The 19,065-nt window shown below is 52.4% G+C and carries 4 protein-coding genes; all 4 read right to left on the bottom strand.

Features of this window, described 5'->3' with window-relative positions; translation table 11 throughout:
• Nucleotides 1-6: 6 nt before the first annotated feature.
• From AC3ISQ_RS03580 to AC3ISQ_RS03565, 4 genes are read right to left on the bottom strand one after another with little or no spacing between them, the layout of a single operon-like run.
• Nucleotides 7-3,108, bottom strand: a complete 3,102-nt coding sequence (locus AC3ISQ_RS03580) for a type I polyketide synthase (protein WP_489350615.1) — start codon at nucleotides 3,106-3,108, stop codon at nucleotides 7-9.
• Nucleotides 3,109-8,784 (bottom strand): type I polyketide synthase, encoded by a 5,676-nt coding sequence (locus tag AC3ISQ_RS03575; protein ID WP_489350613.1) that lies wholly within the window; start codon nucleotides 8,782-8,784, stop codon nucleotides 3,109-3,111.
• A gap of 33 nt (nucleotides 8,785-8,817) precedes the next feature.
• The gene (locus tag AC3ISQ_RS03570; RefSeq protein ID WP_489350611.1) at nucleotides 8,818-13,485 is read right to left on the bottom strand and encodes a type I polyketide synthase; all 4,668 of its coding nucleotides are present in this window, start codon (nucleotides 13,483-13,485) and stop codon (nucleotides 8,818-8,820) included.
• Nucleotides 13,485-19,061: an SDR family NAD(P)-dependent oxidoreductase gene (locus tag AC3ISQ_RS03565; protein ID WP_489350609.1), complete on the bottom strand. Its 5,577-nt coding sequence runs from the start codon at nucleotides 19,059-19,061 to the stop codon at nucleotides 13,485-13,487. The genes AC3ISQ_RS03570 and AC3ISQ_RS03565 overlap by 1 nt, the downstream gene beginning before the upstream one ends.
• Between the last annotated feature and the right edge of the window lie 4 nt (nucleotides 19,062-19,065).

The following is a 19,065-nucleotide window of genomic DNA, read 5'->3' as shown; positions in this document are numbered from 1 at the left end:
TATTATTCATGCTCGTATCAATGACTCGGGATCGCTACTCACCCGCAGTATAATAAATTCGATCAATTCAGCAACGGTACTTATCATCATCATTTGTTTGAGTTCGATTCTTTCCTTCAGCCAAATATTTTTTTCCAGCAAGCTACGCAGTTCCATAATCGACATGGAGTCATAGCCCAGATGCAACTGGAAATGGTGTTCCGGTAATACCTCATCAGGGGATAACCCTTTGATACTGGCCACATGAGTCCGAATGCTAAGCGCTAAATCCTGCTTTGTACTGCCCCATTCGTCTCTTATTCCTAACTGCGTCTGCCTATTATTCACTAACCCAGTATTCAGCCAATCCCCAGAATGTTCCAACCAGCAATGTTCGCGCTGGAAAGGATAGCTCGGTAATGGAAGTGCGCATAGGCCGCTCCCTTGGTAATAGGCAGCCCAGTTGATACTGAAACCCTGTTGCCACTGCTGGATAAGGAAAGACTCCAGCCGCTGTTCCGTCGTCCCAACCTCCTCTAGCAAAGAGAACCAGTGTATGATCGTGCCAGCATCTCCCCCCCGAAGCATCGAACTCAATGGCCGTGACTGTATGCTGTTACCCGCAGTTTGCACTACCGTTTCAACCCCTGTCGCTGCTAACGTATCCGCTACGCTTTTCACTTTCGTCACACTGTTCAACTGACGCAGCCAGTACTCTGTGGTTGCTATTTCAGACTGAACCTGTTGACCGGTAATGGTTGACAGCATAGTGTAACGCGGCCTTTGCAGCGGCTCTTGCGCTAATAATGGTGCAAGAAAACCTGTATCCTGGAGTAGTCCGCGCCGTTGATGATGGCTGGCCTGTCCCAAGGAGGTAAAAGCAATATCGCGCGACTTGAGCACCTGTTGCATATTTTCCAGACATGAATCCGCAACTGCCAACCAAACATCCTGCGCGCCATTGATGGCAACGACGGCTTGCCGCCCCTCAAATCCGCTCTGTTCACGGAGTAACGCTCTGATATTACGCAGTTCAGTTTTAACCTCTAGTAGCGTTATCGACGCTTCGAGCTGTTGTTGACATTGTTGCTGTTCGGCGTTGGCAATAGCACACAGCGTACTGACTGAAATCACCCCGGCAAAGGCTGCCGCGACATATTCACCCAAACCAAACCCCATCACTATCCCTGGTATTACGCCCAGCACTAGCAGGCTCTCCGCCAGTGCCAGTTCCAAGACGATCCCCAGTATCAGGCTGTTTTCTGTGCTCAGCCCGGCAATGGTATCCTCAGTCAGGATAGCCGCCAAATCATGCTGGCTGATCTGACGAAAAGCTGGCGCGAACTTTTCCAGTGCCTTGTGGAAAGCAGCAATCGGTTGAAGTTGCCGCACCAATGTTACTTGCTGCTGGCGAGTGAGTTGCCCAGTAAAAATAAACGCGGGCTTTTGCGCTAACGCCATCGGCGGCGGCATCTCGTCATTGTCAACCAACGCGCTCAATGAATCGGTCAAGGCCGCTAAGCTGTCAACGCAAAAACCGACACGATGGCTGAAACTACTCCGACTGATGTTACTGGTATAGCCGTAACGCGCCAGTTCATGGGGATTGTGATGTATCCAGGCAAGATGTTCCTTTAACATTTCACGTAGTGCGGGAGCCGTTTTGGCCGACAATGTGACCATTACGCCCCCTCGCTGAACCAATGGCGTGTCAGGCACCTCAGCAGACTTGAGTATCACGTGTGCGTTGGTCCCACCGATACCAAAGGCACTGACCCCCGCAAAATAATGTTCTGCTCGGCGCGGCCAAGGTTGCGCCTTTGTGCAAACATCAATATCCACGTTGTCCCAATCGATACGTTCACTGAGATGCGTGACGTTCAGGTGCGCCGGGATCGTTGCCTCTTGCATCGCCAGAACCACTTTTATTAATCCGGCGATCCCTGCAGCGCCCTCGGTATGACCAAAATTGGTTTTGATTGAACCCACCTTCAGCTTTTCTGAGCGCGGTGAGGTAAAGACTTTTGCCAAGGCCTCCACTTCTATCGGATCCCCAAGGGCAGTACCAGTACCATGAACCTCAATATAATCAATGGCCGTAGAGTCGAGTTGGGCATCTTTAAGCGCGCGACGAATCACGTCCTCTTGTGCCAACCCATTAGGTACCGGCAGGGCACTGCTGGGCCCGTCCTGATTGATTGCCGAACCGCAGATCATAGCCAGAATATTGTCGTTATCCCGCCGGGCATCACTCAACCTTTTAAGTACAATCACGCCGCACGCCTCCCCCCTGGCATAGCCGTCAGCGCTGTGATCAAAGGTTTTACATAAACCATCGGCCGCCAACATATTGGCAGCACTGGTCACGACGAACATGCCAGGAGTGAGTAATAGGTTAACGCCACCAACCACCGCTAAGTCACACTCGCCATTCTGTAAACTATTTTTCGCCAGGTGAGTACTGACCAGTGAAGAAGAACATAAGGTGTCAATCGCCAACGTCGGCCCCTGAAAACCAAAGTTATGCGCCAGACGCCCAGCCCCCATACCATTGCCGTTAGCCACGGCGGTATACATACTGGCCTGGCCCAGAGCCAGTAAGCTGTATTGCGCATAATCGGCATTCATCGCGCCAATAAAGACTCCGGTATTGCTGCCGCGCAGTTTGAGGGGATCATACCCTGCCCATTCCAGTGCTTCCCAGGTACACTCCATCAATAACCGATGTTGGGGATCCAGCTCCTGTGCTTCCGCCGGTGAAATGGAGAAAAACGAACGATCAAAATGGCTAACGTCGTCAAGGAAATAGCCTTTTCGTGTGTAGATCTTCCCAGCAACACCCACTTTTTCATCGTAAAAATGATCCATATCCCAACGTTCTACCGGGATATCGCTAACCAAATTGCGGCCAGACTTCAGCAATTGCCATAATTTTTCTGGCCTGTCTGCACCACCAGGAAAACGACACCCTATGCCAATAATGGCAATAGGCTCTTTGTGTATCGGTGCAGGCACGGCGTTATCAACCAGTTGTTCCAGCGCCTGAATGCGCGCCTGTGACTTTTGCAGTTCAAGTAACGCTTTCGCCAGCAGCGCACGGTGCTGAGCGCCAGAGTTTGTTTCCGTCATCTATTCCTTCTCCGCCATTGCTGCCAACTGTTCTTCCAGCATTCTCGCCAGTACATCTTCGCTCAACTCACTGGTTAACAGGCTATCCATTGATAAAGTGGCGCTGGCCGATTCTGGCTGGATATTGCTCTCACTAAAATCCAAGGCCAGCACATCTGTAATGAAATACCCCATCAAATCTCGTAGGGTTGGATAATTAAATGCCACGGTTGGGGGCAGGGTAATATCGTAGAGTTTTTCCAACTGCTGCCTGAACTCCAATGACATGAGTGAGTCCATACCTGAATCGAAAAATCCCAGATCGAGATCGATCTCTTCATCACCAGCAAACTTCATCACCGCTTTAAGCACACCGCTAATCTGGAGGCTTAGCAGTGCCTGACGCTCCCCTACGGGCAATGCCGCCAGAGCCGCCAGATAGCTGCCTCGAACCAACTCACTTTGAACAGCAAACTCTTGAAATAAAGAGTTATTCTCCGCACCGGGGAAACGTTGCATAAAACGCTGCCACTGCATTTGCAAGCAAGCCACGACGGCCTTACATTCAGCCGCTGTGAACAGCAGCGCCTCCAGACTTGCAAAACCTTGCTCCGGTTCAAAAGCCTCCATGCCCATAGCGGCTATTTTTTGTCCGCCATCATCTTGTCTAGCAGCCATGCCTATGTGACGCCAAGGGCCCCAATTAACTGACAACGCAGGGAAGCCCGCACGTTGACGCTCTCTGACCACCACATCCAGATAGCCATTGGCAGCCGCATAGTTTGCCTGCCCTGGGGTGCCCAAGATCGCCGCGACCGAAGAGAAACAGACAAAATACTGCACATCTGGATGGCGGGTAATGGCATCCAGGTGACGTGTTGCCTGTACTTTAGGGGCAAAGACATTCGCATAGCTGTTTATGTCCTGTTTTTCGATAAGCTTATCGTCCAGCGCCCCCGCCAAGTGGAATACACCGCGTAACACTGATTGCTGCTCTGCTATCTGCTGGACTGCCGCCTTCACCTGTTCTGCGTCATCCAATGCACATTGACATAGGGTGAGGGTCACCCCCTGTCGCTGCAACGCGTTCAAAGCTTCCTGTTGCTGGTCAGAAGGAGCGTGCCGTACCAATAACAGCAGATGCCGCGCCCCTCGCTGTACTAACCAGCGCATAGTAGCTAGACCAATCCCCCCCAAAGCCCCGGTCAGTAAATAGGTCCCTGCCGGATCAAGTGCCAATTTCTGCGACTCACCTGACGTGGCTACAGCGTCATAACGGCTAAAACGGTGGACTAAGCGCTGGCCATCACGCCAGCCAACCTCATTTTCCGGTGACTGACTGAAAATGTCAGCGCATAGCAGCCGCATACTGGATGGCTGTGTCGAATCCAGATCGAAAGCACGAACCTTCAACTGTGGCTGTTCTCCGCGAATAACGCGCCAAAGTGACCAGAGCGCATAGTGTTCGGCCACGATGGTTTCTGACCTGGATAAACAGGCTTGAGCCTGCTGTGTGACCAGCGCAATCTGCGGTGCCCGCTGGCTAAAAGCTTGTTGACAGGCTTGAACTAACGCCGTTGCTGACAGCGCAAGTGGCAATAATGCCGACGCCCCCTCGCCTTCGGCCAAAACCGGTGGCGAGAACAAGGTAATGATGCGGCTGGGGCCAGGATATCCTTGCGTGCCAAGCTGTTTGAACAGCGCCAGATAATCCTCACTGACATCGATTCTGAGAGTGAACCGGCTCTCTGGCAGAGCCGCAAACTGTTCTCCTCCATAAGCCATCACCCACTCAATGCCTCGTTCATCAAGACAGGCTCCCAAGGTTGCAAGTGCTTCACTCTCCCCCTGAGGAGCGAGTAGTATCACCAGCCCGTTCTCCTCTATACCATCCGCAACCTTTGTCGCGGGTAGCCATCGACTATGGTAATAATATGATGCCTGCATACCTGGGAGGCTCCCTTTCAACAAGCGAGCAGTGGACTTGCGCAACTCCAGTCCCTGTACATCTAGAATGACCTCTCCATCAGAGGTAAACAGTACCAGGTCGCCAACATGGCGGATCGCGCCACCTTTTGCCGCCAGTGAACCTGCATGAGGACGCGATAAACACCATAAAGACTCGTCAGCCCGCGGTTGGCGGAAAAACTTCATTCTCTCGACACAGAAAGGGATATAGATGTCATCGTCACTGGCATCCAGTGCTACTGAACTACCAAAAGCCTGAAAACAGGAATCCACCAATCCAGGGTAAAGAGGGTAAGAGGACAGCTCATCTGGGAGTTCAGGAACAACCATCGCGTGGAGCGTTAATCCCCCCTTGCTCCAGCGATCCCCAACCCAACAGAACCCACTGCCCAGGGTATAGCCGCGCTGCCAAATCGTGGTGTAAAAATCCTCACCCCGCTGTTCCAATGCCCACTCCTGTTGAGCACTGGCAATATTCAATGTCGCCAACTCAGCCGCCAAGGCCACACTTGGATCCGTCAATTCACTGTAGACACCGGAAGCATTCACGTCCCAATCATGCTCGTCGTTACCGTGTCGTTCATCACGTAATGAGAGTACTTTGAACTCGCCGCGTATCGACCCTGCTGCTGACATTTCTGGCGTCAGTACCATCTGTACGCGGCGCTGTCCCTCATCGGCAATACCGATGGTCTGGAAAAATGCCAAAGTTTGCAGTTCACAAGCTCCCACCAGGTAACGATCCTGGATCGCCATAATCGCCATAGAAACATGCGATGCGCCAGGCACAATAACCGAGCCGAACAACCGGTGATGTTCCAGATAGCCAGGGGAATCCGTACTTAAGAAACTCTGGTAGTAGCTGGACGACACGCCAGGGGTCAATAAACGCTGTCCTAATAACGGGTGGATAATATCGTGTTTTACACTAGGGCTAGCCAGGCGACCTCGTTGTTCCGGCGTGACCCAGAAACGCTGACGTTGATACGGGTAAACCGGTAAAGAACAATTCTTCAGCTCAATCGACACCTGCTGATACCAGGCTTGCCAATCAATATCGACCCCCTCTCCATACAGAACGGCCAAAGTCTGCTGCATGGATTGCACATTAGCTTCCTGAGTATTGATACTGCATAACCAACGGATATTTTTGTGGAAACGGCTGCGCTGCGCTAACGCGGTGAGGACCGGTTGAGGGCCGATTTCAATCACCACATCAACCTGCTCACTGAATACCTCCAGCCCTCGCAGAAAGTTGACTGGCGCACTGATATGACGACTCCAATACTGTGGCTGCTGCCACAGTTGCTGCTCTTGCTCTCCGGTTACCGTAGAAACCACGGCAATGTTAGCGGAGTTAAAACACACATTCGCCGCATACTGCTCAAATGCAGCCAGCACGGGCTGCATTAAGGGGGAATGAAAAGCATGAGAAACCGGTAAAGCAACGCAGCCCATATGCTGTGTTTCTGCTGCGACTTTTACTTTCTCGATTAATGCCAAATCGCCCGATAACACCGTCTGGCTATCGGCGTTAAAAGCGGCAACGCCGATCCTTTGCTGTTGCTCCATCGTCAGATTGGCACTAATAAGCTGGTTGACCTGTTCACCTCCCCCCATCACCACCAGCATCCCACCGCCTGCAGGCAACTGCTGCATCAGCCGTCCACGCTCAGCAATCAGACGAATAGCCTCTTCCAGCGCCAGTACGCCCGCACAGCAGGCTGCCGCGAACTCACCCACGCTGTGTCCCATAACCACTGTCGGTTGTACCCCCCATGATGCCCACAGGGTGACTAACGCATATTGCACACTAAACAGGGCTGGTTGAGTATAAGCAGTCTGATTTAGCAACGACTGATGTTCACCCCATAGGACGTCAGTCAGCGGATAAGTCATGAAGTCAACCAACAACCGTTGACACCGATCGATTGCGTCACGGAAAACAGGTTCCTGCCGATACAATTCGTGGCCCATACCGGCATATTGTGCCCCCTGCCCACTGAAGAGGAAGCCGACGCGCGGCCTGTGACGTTTTTTTACTGGCTGGGACTCGCTAGCAAATGCGGCCAGCTGTTCAGTCAGTTTGCTGCGTGACGCGGCGGTAAAAGCCACTCGATATTCAAATTGATCGCGTTTGACCGCCGCGCTGTAACCAACCTGCATCAGTGAAAGGGTGGGATTGTCCGTTAACCAACGCTGGTAACGCGCCGCTGTTGCTCGTAATGCCTCACCGCTGGCTGCTGATAGTGCCAACAGTGGAAACGCATCCAGATTACGCCTTCCTTCTATAGCGGTGACGAGAGGCCGATCGTCAGGCGCCTCCTGTAGGATCACATGGCAGTTAGTGCCACTAAAACCAAAGGAACTCACCCCTGCCCGACGTGGCTGTTCGCTTTCCCAAGAGGTGAGTCCAGTTGGAAAAACAATCGGAGAATTGGCAATGTCAAAATGTTGGTTAGCCTGCTGGAAATGCAAATTACCGGGGATCTGCCGTTGTTTTAACGCCATCACCACCTTAATCAGGCTGGCTGCACCGGAGGCCGCCTCCAAATGGCCGATATTGGATTTCAGCGCTCCCAGAAATAACGGATACGTTGACGTTCGCTGCCCATAAACTGCATTCAAAGCATGAACTTCAATCGGATCACCAAGAGAAGTGCCAGTACCATGACTCTCAATATAATCAACCGACGCCGCATCAATTCTGGCATCGGCCAACGCTTTACGAATCACATTCTGCTGGGCAGGACCGTTCGGGGCCGTCAGGCTACTGCTACGTCCATCCTGGTTGACTGCCGAACCACAAATCAGCGCATGAATACGATCGCCATCGCGTTTTGCCTGAGACAAGGTTTTAAGCATGAAGATCGCGCCACCTTCCGCTCTAACATAGCCATTAGCACGGTGATCAAAAGTCTTACAGGCTCCATCAGCAGAAAGCATATTGGCTTTTGACAATGAGACGAACACCGCCGGATCAACCAGCATGTTTACGCCCCCGGCCAATGCTGCCTGGCACTCTCCTTTACGCAGCGCATTAATTGCCAAGTGAATAGCGGCCAAAGAGGAAGAACATGCGGTATCGATCACAATCGCAGGCCCCTGTAATCCCATATTGAACGCTATACGCCCGCTGATAACGTTTTGCGTATTACCGGTAACAAAAAAACCGGCATCCTGGCTGGTTGACTGCAGGCACTGTCGGAAATATTCACCTGCTCCTGCACCAAGATAAACACCGGTATTACTCCCCTCCAGCTGTGTAGACAAGTATCCGGCATCCTGTGCGGCGCTGTAGCTCAACTCCAGCGCCAGACGCTGTTGTGGATCCATACTCTCAGCTTCACGCGGGGAGATGCCAAAAAAACGAGCGTCGAATTTGTCATAGTCCTTGATAAGTCCAGCATCCAATGTAACGGTTTTTCCTGCTGCCTCACGATCGGCATCCACCCATTGAGATAACGGCCAACGCGCATCAGCCTGATTACCATTCTGCTGCTGGTGCACAACACCATCACCACCGCTAACCAACAGTTGCCATAACGCCTCCGGGCTTTCTACCTCACCAGGGAGCCGACATGCCATGCCTACAATAGCTATTGCTTCCGCAGATGAGTTCTGCGCCTGAGCCAATTTCTCCTGTAGTGTCTCGATAGCGATAAAAGCCCGCTTTAACGGAGAAAGTTCGTCTTGCCTTTCCGTCTGTTTTTGATTGATGTCTGACACGTGATACGGCTCCTTGCCAATAATTAATCAGGGTTATAATGTGCTGAGTTTTTCGAGCAACATGGCCTCGACATCCCCATCACTCATCTGTGAAAAATCAACAGAGGAAGTCGTCGTGTTTTGCAACGTCAGTGCAGGGTTTAGCGCACCTTCAGCGGGTGACAGCAGGGTGTGCAAATATGTAGCCAAAGCGCGAGGGGTCGGATAATCAAACAGCAGCGTCGCCGGTAATTTGAGCCCAAAATCATTTTGCAAACGTTGTTTGACCTCTACAGACAATAAGGAGTCGATACCCATAGCAGTAAAGCCCAGACGTGGATCGAGCTCCTCCTCATCATCACGGCGTTCACAAACGATACGTACCGTTTCCACCACGCAGTGAAGCAAAAATGTCGGCTGCTGTGCAGGAGGGAGCTGCTGATAGTGTGAGAGCCTCGTCGTACTGATTACCGTTGCAGACTCGGTGATTTCCGGCAACAGAGGTGTACAAAGCCTGGAGACTCGGCGGGCAAATACCAGGGGCACGAACTGCGGCCAGTTTACTCGGGCAATAACGATTTGAGGCAAGTTGAGTGATAGAGCGCTCGCCAGTAAGTCCAACGCTTCAGCGTGCGAAAAGCTGCCAATCCCCAACTTCGCCAGTATGGCTGCATGATCAATCTGTGCTCCGATCCCTGCCTCTGACCACGGCCCCCAGTTGACACTCAAGGTATTGATCCCCTGTTGGCGCAGCTGTTGACTGTAATAATCAAGGAAATAGTTGGCAGCGCAATAACCCACCTGACCCGAAGATCCCCAGATGGCGGAAATGGAAGAGAAGTTGACCAACAGTTGGATACCGGCAGCAAATTCATATTCCTGAATCAGCCGGTGCAGGTTCATCAAACCCTGTACTTTAGGCTGTAATACCTGCCGATACTGTGTCAGGTTCAACTGTGCATTGGCAACTATATCACCCGCTACACCAGCAATATGGAAAATACCCGCTAACGCAGGCAACTGCTGCGAGGCAATAGCCGCCGTAAGTTCAGCATAATCCGCAACATCGGCCTGCAAATACCAACAATCGACACCTTGGGCCTGTAGCTGTGCCATGTTATTTATCACTTCCGGCGCATCCTTTTGGCGGCGTCCGACCAGCGCCAGTTGCCTGACACCTAGCCCAACCAACCACTGTATGACGCTTTGGCCCAAGGCACCGAACGCACCGGTGATCAGATAAGCCCCATTGGCATCGGGTAACACGGTCCTGCTCACACTGTTCAGTTGGCACTTTTCCAATCGGGGGACCAGCAAAGTATCACCACGTAGTGCGGTGAGCTCCTCCTGCTCAGCACTGCCCGCCAGTGCCAAGATGATTTTGGCTTCGGCACGACCGATCGCACTGTTATGCGCCACTGGTAGATCGATTACCCCCCGGAACAGCTCTGGTACTTCAGCGACCAAAGCGCGGCTGGCCCCAAGGGCACAAATCTGACCGCAAGTGGCAGAGTATGAGGCACCAGCAGAGGGTGCTAACGATGCACCGCGGGTAATCAAACTACAATGACACTGCTGCACCAGCGTTTGCAGGGTAGACAAACAACGCGTAACCGCATAGCTGTATCGCGTGGCATCCTCGCTGTCACGACTCAGATAAATGAAGCAACGCTCTACTCGTTGTGCCTGCAAGCCGTCAGCCCAGTCAGCCCGATCATCTTTTAACAATGCCGCCACATCTGTTAATCGGACCGTGACTACGCTCCCCTGCTCGACCAGCAATTGCTGCAATGTCTCTATCTCATCAGCATCATCGGTAATAATTAACGTGATCGTTGCGCCAACCTGCTGATCTCCCTCTGGCAAGTTAACCGGTTGCCAGCACAGCTCATATCCGTCTTGTGCCAGCGAGCCGTGGCTTAGCGCACTGACCGGCGAAGGCGTCGTGTTCTCCCGTTGATAGTCATACCAGTAACGGGTACGAGCAAAAGGATAGGTCGGAAGATCGATCAGGTTCCCTTGCTCCTCCACCAGATGCGGCCAGTCGAGAACCACACCTGCTGCATACAGGTTAGCCAGCGTAGCATGCAGTACATCCAGTTCTTGCTCACCAGCACTTAACGAATGCAGGCAATAGAGGGGATGATTCACTTTCGACGCCGTGCCCTGCTGATCCAACCAGTGACTGGCTATTTGTCGCGCCATACTGGTAAGCACCGCCGCCGGCCCCAATTCAAGTAAAATATCGACGCCCTCAACCAGCAACGTTTCCACCGAGGGCATAAACATCACCGGAGCGCTGATATGTTCTACCCAATAAGCCGCACAGGACATCTCATTGCCTGCCAGCTTGCCACTCACATTAGAGACAATTGCTTGCTTGGGTGAAAAAAACGCCACCTTCTCTGCTACCTGACGGAAGGCATCCAGCATTGGAGCCATTAGCGGTGAGTGAAACCCATGCGAAACGGTTAATGGGTGATTACGATATCCCGCCTGTTGCAGCAGATTAAGCTGCGTAGCCAATACCTTTGCATCACCGGAGATAACGGTATTCTCGGGGCCATTGCAGGCCGCAATCGCCAGTTGTTGCGGTACATCCAGTAAAAAGGGCATCACTTCATCGCGGCTAGCAAAGACCACTGCCATAGCACCGGCAGCGCAATACTCCTCCATCAGACGCCCACGGGCCGCGACTAAGGTTAGTGCAGACTCCAGGGAGAAGACCCCCGCCAGACATGCCGCAACATATTCACCAACACTATGTCCAAGCAGGATCGTAGGCTTAACTCCCCAATGTTGCCACAGACAAGCCAAAGCGTATTCCACCGCAAACAGTGCGGGTTGCGTATAGCGTGTTGAGTCGATAGCTGTACGGTCAGCCCCCCACAACAGGGTACGTAACGGTTTATCCATCTGTGCCGCCAGCAGCCGTTCACACTCATCCAGGGCGGCTTTAAAGGTTGCATTTGTCTTATAGAGACCTTCTGCCATCCCCCAGTATTGTGATCCCTGACCACTGAACAAGAATGCTACTTGCACATCTTCCGGCGCAACATCCTTGACAACCGGAGGGCTCAATAACATCGTCTCAAGCGCACTCTTACTGTCTGCGACAAACAACCTACGCCAGGGGTGATCGCTGCGCGCGTTATTGGCGGTAAAACAAAAATCCGCCAGCTGTGTCTGCGGCAATCGTTGCAAATGCTGGCCATAACGTAATGCCAGTTCTTTAAACGCACTGGCCGATTTGGCGCTCACTTTGACACAGTAACGTGCGGGGGAATATTCCATCATTCCGCTATCATCGGCATCACCAGGCCTATCGCCTTCACTGATAAGGATATGCCCGTTTGATCCCCCGAAACCAAAGGCACTCAACCCGGCAATACGTTCACCAGGGGCTTGCCACGGCAGTGCCCGTTCAACGACTTTGATCGGATACTCATCCCAGGCGATTAATGAGCTGGGATGGGTGAAATTCAGGTGACGCGGCAGAGTTTGGTGTTGCAAAGAGAGAACCACTTTTAGCAATCCCGCCAGACCTGCACAGGCTTCAGTGTGGCCGATGTTGGTTTTTACTGCCCCTACGTAAAGTGGGTTATCGTCATTACGTTGCTGACAATAGGCAGCCCCGAGGGCCGCAATTTCGATCGGGTCGCCTAGTGCCGTACCCGTACCATGTGCTTCAACATAACTGACCGCTGAGGCTTCCAGGCCTGCATGTTGCAACGCTTTACGGATCACCGCCTGCTGAGCGACACCGTTAGGTACCGTTAACCCACCGCTGGCACCATCCTGATTCAATGCCGAACCACGGATCACTGCCAAAACCCTGTCACCCGCTTTTCTTGCATCGCTAAGGCGCTTCAGGATAAATACCGCCACCCCTTCCCCACGCACGTAGCCATCAGCAGACTGATCGAAGGTCTTGCAACGCCCATCCGGTGCCAGCATATTCGCCGCAGAAAATGACAGGCTGATATCAGGGGTCAGATGTAGATTTGCCGCCGCCACAATCGCGGCGGAACTTTCATGGCGTTGTAAACTGATAACGGCATTATGTAGTGCCACCAATGAGGCAGAACAAGCGGTATCGACCGAAAAACAAGGCCCTTGCAACCCTAAAAAGTAGGCGATACGCCCACAGGCTGCCGCATGTGCATTACCGATACCAAAGTAGGCATTAATCTTATCCTCTCCCTGATACTTAGCCTGCGCCAGCATATAGTCAGAACAACTCATCGCTACAAACACACCCGTATCGCTGCCCTGAAGCGTTTCAGGCCGCTGGTTCCCCTGTTCCAGCGCATGCCAAACCACTTCCAATAACAACCGGTGCTGTGGGTCAACAGCAATCGCCTCTTTCGAGGATAGGTTGAAAAAGCCGGCGTCAAAGCGATCCACATCGTCAACAAAGCCTCCCCGACAGCTGGTCATTTTGACCGTTGAACAGGCTTTTTCGCCGAAATAACGACTAACATCCCAGCGTTCTGGCGGCACATCGGTGATGGCACCACGCTCATCCATCAGTAGCTGCCAGAATTTATCCGGTGAATCAACGCCACCAGGGAAGCGGCATCCCATACCTACAATCGCGATAGGTTCAAGCTGCTGGGCGATGCACAGTTTTGCTTCTAACGCATCAATGACCGCATAAGACTTTTTCAGTCGCTGAGCCAATTGCTGACTCAAGTTCTTTTCATCATTTAAAGAGGCCACTATGACTTCTCCGTCAGGCTGTCGATGCTATCTAGGCGCGTATCACTTAACAGCGCAACCATACTCTCTTCGTCCAGCACCTCTTCACCGTCACAGACGATGACATCAGGCAAATTAGTCGGCGCTAACAGACCCTCAAGATATTCCGCCAACTTTTCCAACGTGGGATAGTCAAACAGCAAAGTGTTGCTTAACCGACAAGCCAACGCCTTTTCCAACTGACTTTTCAAATCCAGCGCCAACAGCGAATCCAGACCCATATCAAATAACCGGGCGCGACTTTTCACCTGACGTTGATCCTGAAATCCGAGAGTACTGGCGAACAACGCCTGCAGATAATTACGCAGATATCGGCTGCGAGCCTCCCCCGATAACGCATTCAGCTCTTCAAGCAACCGCTGAGGTGCTCGATACCCACGGCTGACCAGTTGGGTAAAAATCGGCGGGATGCCACTCGCGCTGTCAGGCAAGGCAGCGACATAGCGCTCCCAGTCAATATTAACGATCAGACCAACTATTGGATAAGATCCCTGCAACGCCTTGTGTAATACCTCAATCCCCAGAGAATTGCTTAAGCCACCAATTCCCTTCGCGGCCATCAGATCCTGATGGCGTTGATCCAGACGAGCAGCCATACCGCTGTCACGCCAAGGCCCCCACTGCAAACTTACCGCCGGTAGCCCCTGTTGCCGACGCGACCATGCCAGACCATCCATAAAAGCATTCGCCGCACCATAGCTGGATTGCCCAGGTGCACCACAAGCAGCAGTAAACGAGGAATACATCACGAAGAAATCAACAGGGTGTGTTGACGTCAGGTTATGCAAATTTATTGCTCCCTGAACCTTGGCTCGTGTAACGACTGCAAAGTCAGCTTCGCTGAGCGTGTCAACCATCGCATCACGTAACACCCCCGCGGCATGAATGATGCCCCCCAACGGAGAGTTGAGCAGAAGCCCCGCCACAGCCGAGGCCAGTGCATCAGCATCTGCCACATCGGCACAGAGAAAGTGGATCTGCGCCTGCCAACGGGCAGCCAAGGCCGCAAAGTCAGCTTGCTGACCAACATCAGCAGGACGGCGTGATAGCAAGGCAATCTGTCGTGCCCCCTGCGCTAACAAGGTTTGTACAATCCCCAAACCCAATCCACCCAGTCCGCCAGTGATCAGGTAGCATTTATCCGCTGATAGCTTCATCGTCTCAGTAGGAATGGCCTCTGTCACCGGCAGTAGCCGACAGGCAAAGAATTGCCCGTCTCGCACAGCCAATTGTTCAGCCGCCAAAGATGGATCATGGCTACCCAACAATGTCGCCAAAGCAGACAGATCATCTGGCTTGGCGAGATCGACCAACTGCATCGTCAAAGCGCTTTGCTCCAGGCGTACTGAGCGTATCACCCCCCAAAGCATACTCTGCAACGGCTCGATGGTTTCAGCCACAGCGACCTGTCTTCCCTGCATGCTGACAAACAGCAACCGAGCAAATTTCAGGCTCTGCTGTGCGATCAGTTGCTGTAAGCTGTGCAACAGCGGTTGCCACAACGCCCGATCGTCATTGGGCTTTTCTTCCATGACGAGTCCCCATAGATAGACCAGATCCCACTCCCCTGAATGCAGCTGTTGTGCAATGTGCCAAAGCTGCTGCCACTGTTGCGGATCTGTTGGAGACAACGTGATATTCCGATCCTGCTGGCTGAAGGTATCGCCCATGCTGACCCACAGCGGCCTTAGCGTACTATCACCCAGCGCCGCCTCGGCCTGTGCCCGCAGCGCGGCATTGACCAACACCATACGCGGACGAACTGCCGGTGAGTGCTTAGGCGACTCCAGCGCTTGCCATTGTTCGCTGAATACTCCACCAGACGACACCGGGTCCGGTTGTATTAACAGTGCGGATTGTAAGGTTTCACGCCGAACACGCCGGGCTTCAAATCCCTTAGCACAAACGATCACCTGGTTGTCCTCATCCAACAGCCAGATATCACTGACAACCCGTGAACCATCCCCACTGTTCGTATCGGTCAACAGTTCGGTGTAACAGAACAGTTTCCTGTCTCGTACCAGCGGTTGGCAAAACTGAATCTGAGCAATTTGGAAAGGAACAAACAATGTGTCGGGATCGTGAAGACTACGCAGATTAAAATCCGCACGCTCCACCACCTGGAAGCAGGCATCCAGCAGGCCAGGATAGATCAGATAGGGTTCATCCAGTTCCACGCGACCAGCAATCACCAATTCACGCAGCGCCCGATTATCACCATGATAACCCTGACCAAACCAGCGAAAACTGTTCCCCAGGGTGTAACCTTTGTCCCAAAAGTTCTGATAGAAGGCCTGGGCGGAGATATCTTCCACCATTGTTTGCTGCAGGGAAGACAGCACCACCGGTGACGTCAGAGGCTGTGTTACTGGTGCCATTGTGGCGCTGGCATGTTGACTCCACTCACCATCTGCCCCTTGGCTGAACAGCTCAACACGCATAGCCGCTTCCTGCGATGTGCTTTGTGGCGAAAGGACGAGCTGCACCCGGTTTGGCGGTTGCATTTCTTCTCCGTCTGCCGCATCGCGCAAGAGTAACGTCCGGGCAAAGGCTACCTGGCTGAGTTGAATTGCCTGCTGACGCGCATAATGGATGCTCGCAACCTGTAACATGGCGGCAGTATGCGAGGCACCAGCCACAACCGGAAGCCCATACAGTCGGTGATCCCCCATATAAGAAGGGTGATGTACATCGATCCGGTGATCAAAATAAATCTTTTCCGAGCCAGCCAGTTGCAGTTTGCTGCCGCACAAAGGATGAGTATCATGAGCTTCCCCAAGCGGCATAACCCATGACTCTCCGGGCGTATGCTGTGCCAGCCAGTAACGTGAACGCTGAAATGGGTATCCCGGCAAATCAAGAGACAGACCACGAGTTCCAGGGTAAAGCGCCGCCCAGTCGACATGCACTCCAAGCTGATACAACCCGGCCAGAGATGTCAACAGTACCGATAAATCACGCTGATTACGCCCCAGAGAAGGGAAGGCATGGATCGCGGCGTCCCCCTTTTCAACTGCAACCGTTTTTGCCATAGCTAACAGGCTGGAACCTGGCCCCACCTCAACCAGTGCCGTCACGCCATTGTCAAACAGGTTACCGACCCCATTGGCAAAATATACTGGCGCACGAACATGGGATACCCAGTAATCGGCATGGCACAAGAGCTCACGCTCAGCCCGGCCGGTAACATTAGAGATCACCGTGATGGCAGGCAGATGGAAACTAATGGACTCCGCCACGGTTTTAAACGCCGCCAGCATCGGTTCCATCATGGCTGAGTGAAAAGCATGCGAGACCGCCAGAGGCACAACTCGCCAAAGGTTATTTTCTGCCAGTGTGATAAAGCGTGTCATTTCTGCCTGTTCACCGGAAACAACGGTATTTGAATTACCATTGACCGCAGCAATATCCAAACGACAACCATGCTGTAGCAATAACTGTCGGACGCTTTGTTCATCACTGAACACCACACTCATCTCACCCGGCTGACAATGCATCATCATCAGACGCCCACGTGCGGCAATAAGTTTCAATGCATCAGGCAGGCTAAATACACCCGCGATACAGGCTGCCACATATTCCCCAACACTGTGCCCAATAACCCAACCTGGTTGTACACCCCAGTGTTGCCACAAACGCGCCAGGGAATACTGCACGGCAAATAATGCTGGTTGCGTATAGGCGGTATTATTTAAACGCGGTAGATCATTACCCCACAGGACTTCACTCAATGGAATATCCATATGTTTATCCAACAGGCCAGCACATTCGTCCAGTACCTTGCGATAATAGGGCTGTTGCTGATACAACTGCTGTGCCATCCCCAGATACTGCGAACCCTGGCCACTAAACAGAAACGCACAGTTCGCCGCCCTCACGCCATGCATTTCTTCTCCTATCGCGCCGTGCTCCAAAGCGCTCAACAATGACTCTCGCCCGTCAAATACCAGTGCACTGCGCCAGTTAAAGTGACTTCTGGCCCTGGCTGCAGCAGCCAGAGCCAGAAGATCCAGCTCTGGCCGCTGGATAATAAACGTCGCCAAATCACTCGCCCGTTTTTGCAGCGCCGCCTGGTTCTTTGCTGACAACGGTAAAATATTAAGCTCAGGTACATGACCATAGCTGGTTTCAACCGGGGGCGGAGGCTCAGCAATCACCAGATGCGCGTTGGAACCACTAAAACCGAACGAGCTAACCCCGGCATATCGTGTTTTTGGCCCTTTACGCCAGGGGATCGACGTCTGAGGAACCTCTAGTGGAATGCTCTGCCAAGGGATCAAAGGACTAGGTTGGGAAAAATTGATATGTGGCGGGATGACCTCATGTTGCATCGATAGCAAAACTTTCAGTAACCCGGCCATGCCCGACGCCGATTCGGTATGACCAATATTTGTTTTTACCGATCCCACCCGTATCTTCACAGCACTTTGACGTTGGGCGAAAACAGTTGCCAATGCCGACATCTCGATAGGATCTCCCAGTGGGGTACCCGTCCCATGAGCTTCAATATAATCAATGTCATCGACATTCAAACCAGCCGAGCTTAGCGCATCCTGTAGCAGCGCCACCTGAGCCAGCTCATTGGGAGCAGTCATACCTTGGCTCGCACCGTCCTGGTTGATCGCACTACCCATCACCACACCTAAAATACGGTCACCGGCCTTTTGCGCATCACTGAGGCGTTTGATGATCACCACACCACACCCTTCACCACGGACATAACCATCAGCACGGGCATCAAACGTCTTACAGCGACCATCTGGAGCCAACATATTGGCTTTAGCAAAAACAATTGAGATGGTGGGATCGAGGATCAGATTAACGCCACCACAAATCGCCAGATCGGACTCGCCACTTTGCAGGCTTTGTGACGCGAGGTGAATAGCAACCAGTGAAGAAGAACAGGCGGTATCAAGGGTAAAACAAGGCCCCTGCAACCCCAGAAAGTACGCAATTCGCCCGGCGGCTACGCTTAATGTTGTGCCAGTACCATCATAAGGAGAAACGGTGTGGTGCCCAATGCGGTTAGCTACCCCAACGCGTAAGTTGGTGTAATCTTGGTTACATATCCCGATAAACACTCCTGTACGCGTACCGTGCAGGTCTTTTGCCACCAAACCCGCATGTTCAAGGGCGTGCCAGGTCGTTTCTAACAGTAGACGTTGCTGTGGATCCATTCGTTCAGCCTCTTTTGGCGAAATACCAAAAAAGCCCGCGTCAAAATACTCTACCGCATCAACCAACCCCATACGATCCGTAAGAATTTTTCCCACTACTGAGGGATCAGGATGATAAAACTGGCTCATATCCCAACGCTCATGATGCGAGGAAATAATGGCACTTTTCCCATTGGCAATCAGTTCCCAGTAGCTCTCAAGCGTATTAGCGCCACCAGGCATCCGACATGAAGCACCAACAATCGCTAGAGGTTCTCTTTTTATCTGTGCCGTCTGTTGTAATTTTTTCTGTTGTTCGACAGCCAGAAGCATAACTTGTTTAGAAGTGAGATTTTTGACTTTCTCAATAAATGTTTCCATATGG

It is taken from the genome of Serratia sp. KH_031, assembly GCF_057839655.1.
The sequence above is the reverse complement of the archived record's forward strand: the minus strand, read 5'-3'. Positions and strand labels throughout refer to the sequence as shown.

Coding starts and splice junctions, on each gene's coding strand:
- AC3ISQ_RS03580 (WP_489350615.1), bottom strand. CDS start 3,108: ATGACGGAAACAAACTCTGGCGCTCAGCACCGTGCGCTGCTGGCGAAA.
- AC3ISQ_RS03565 (WP_489350609.1), bottom strand. CDS start 19,061: ATGGAAACATTTATTGAGAAAGTCAAAAATCTCACTTCTAAACAAGTT.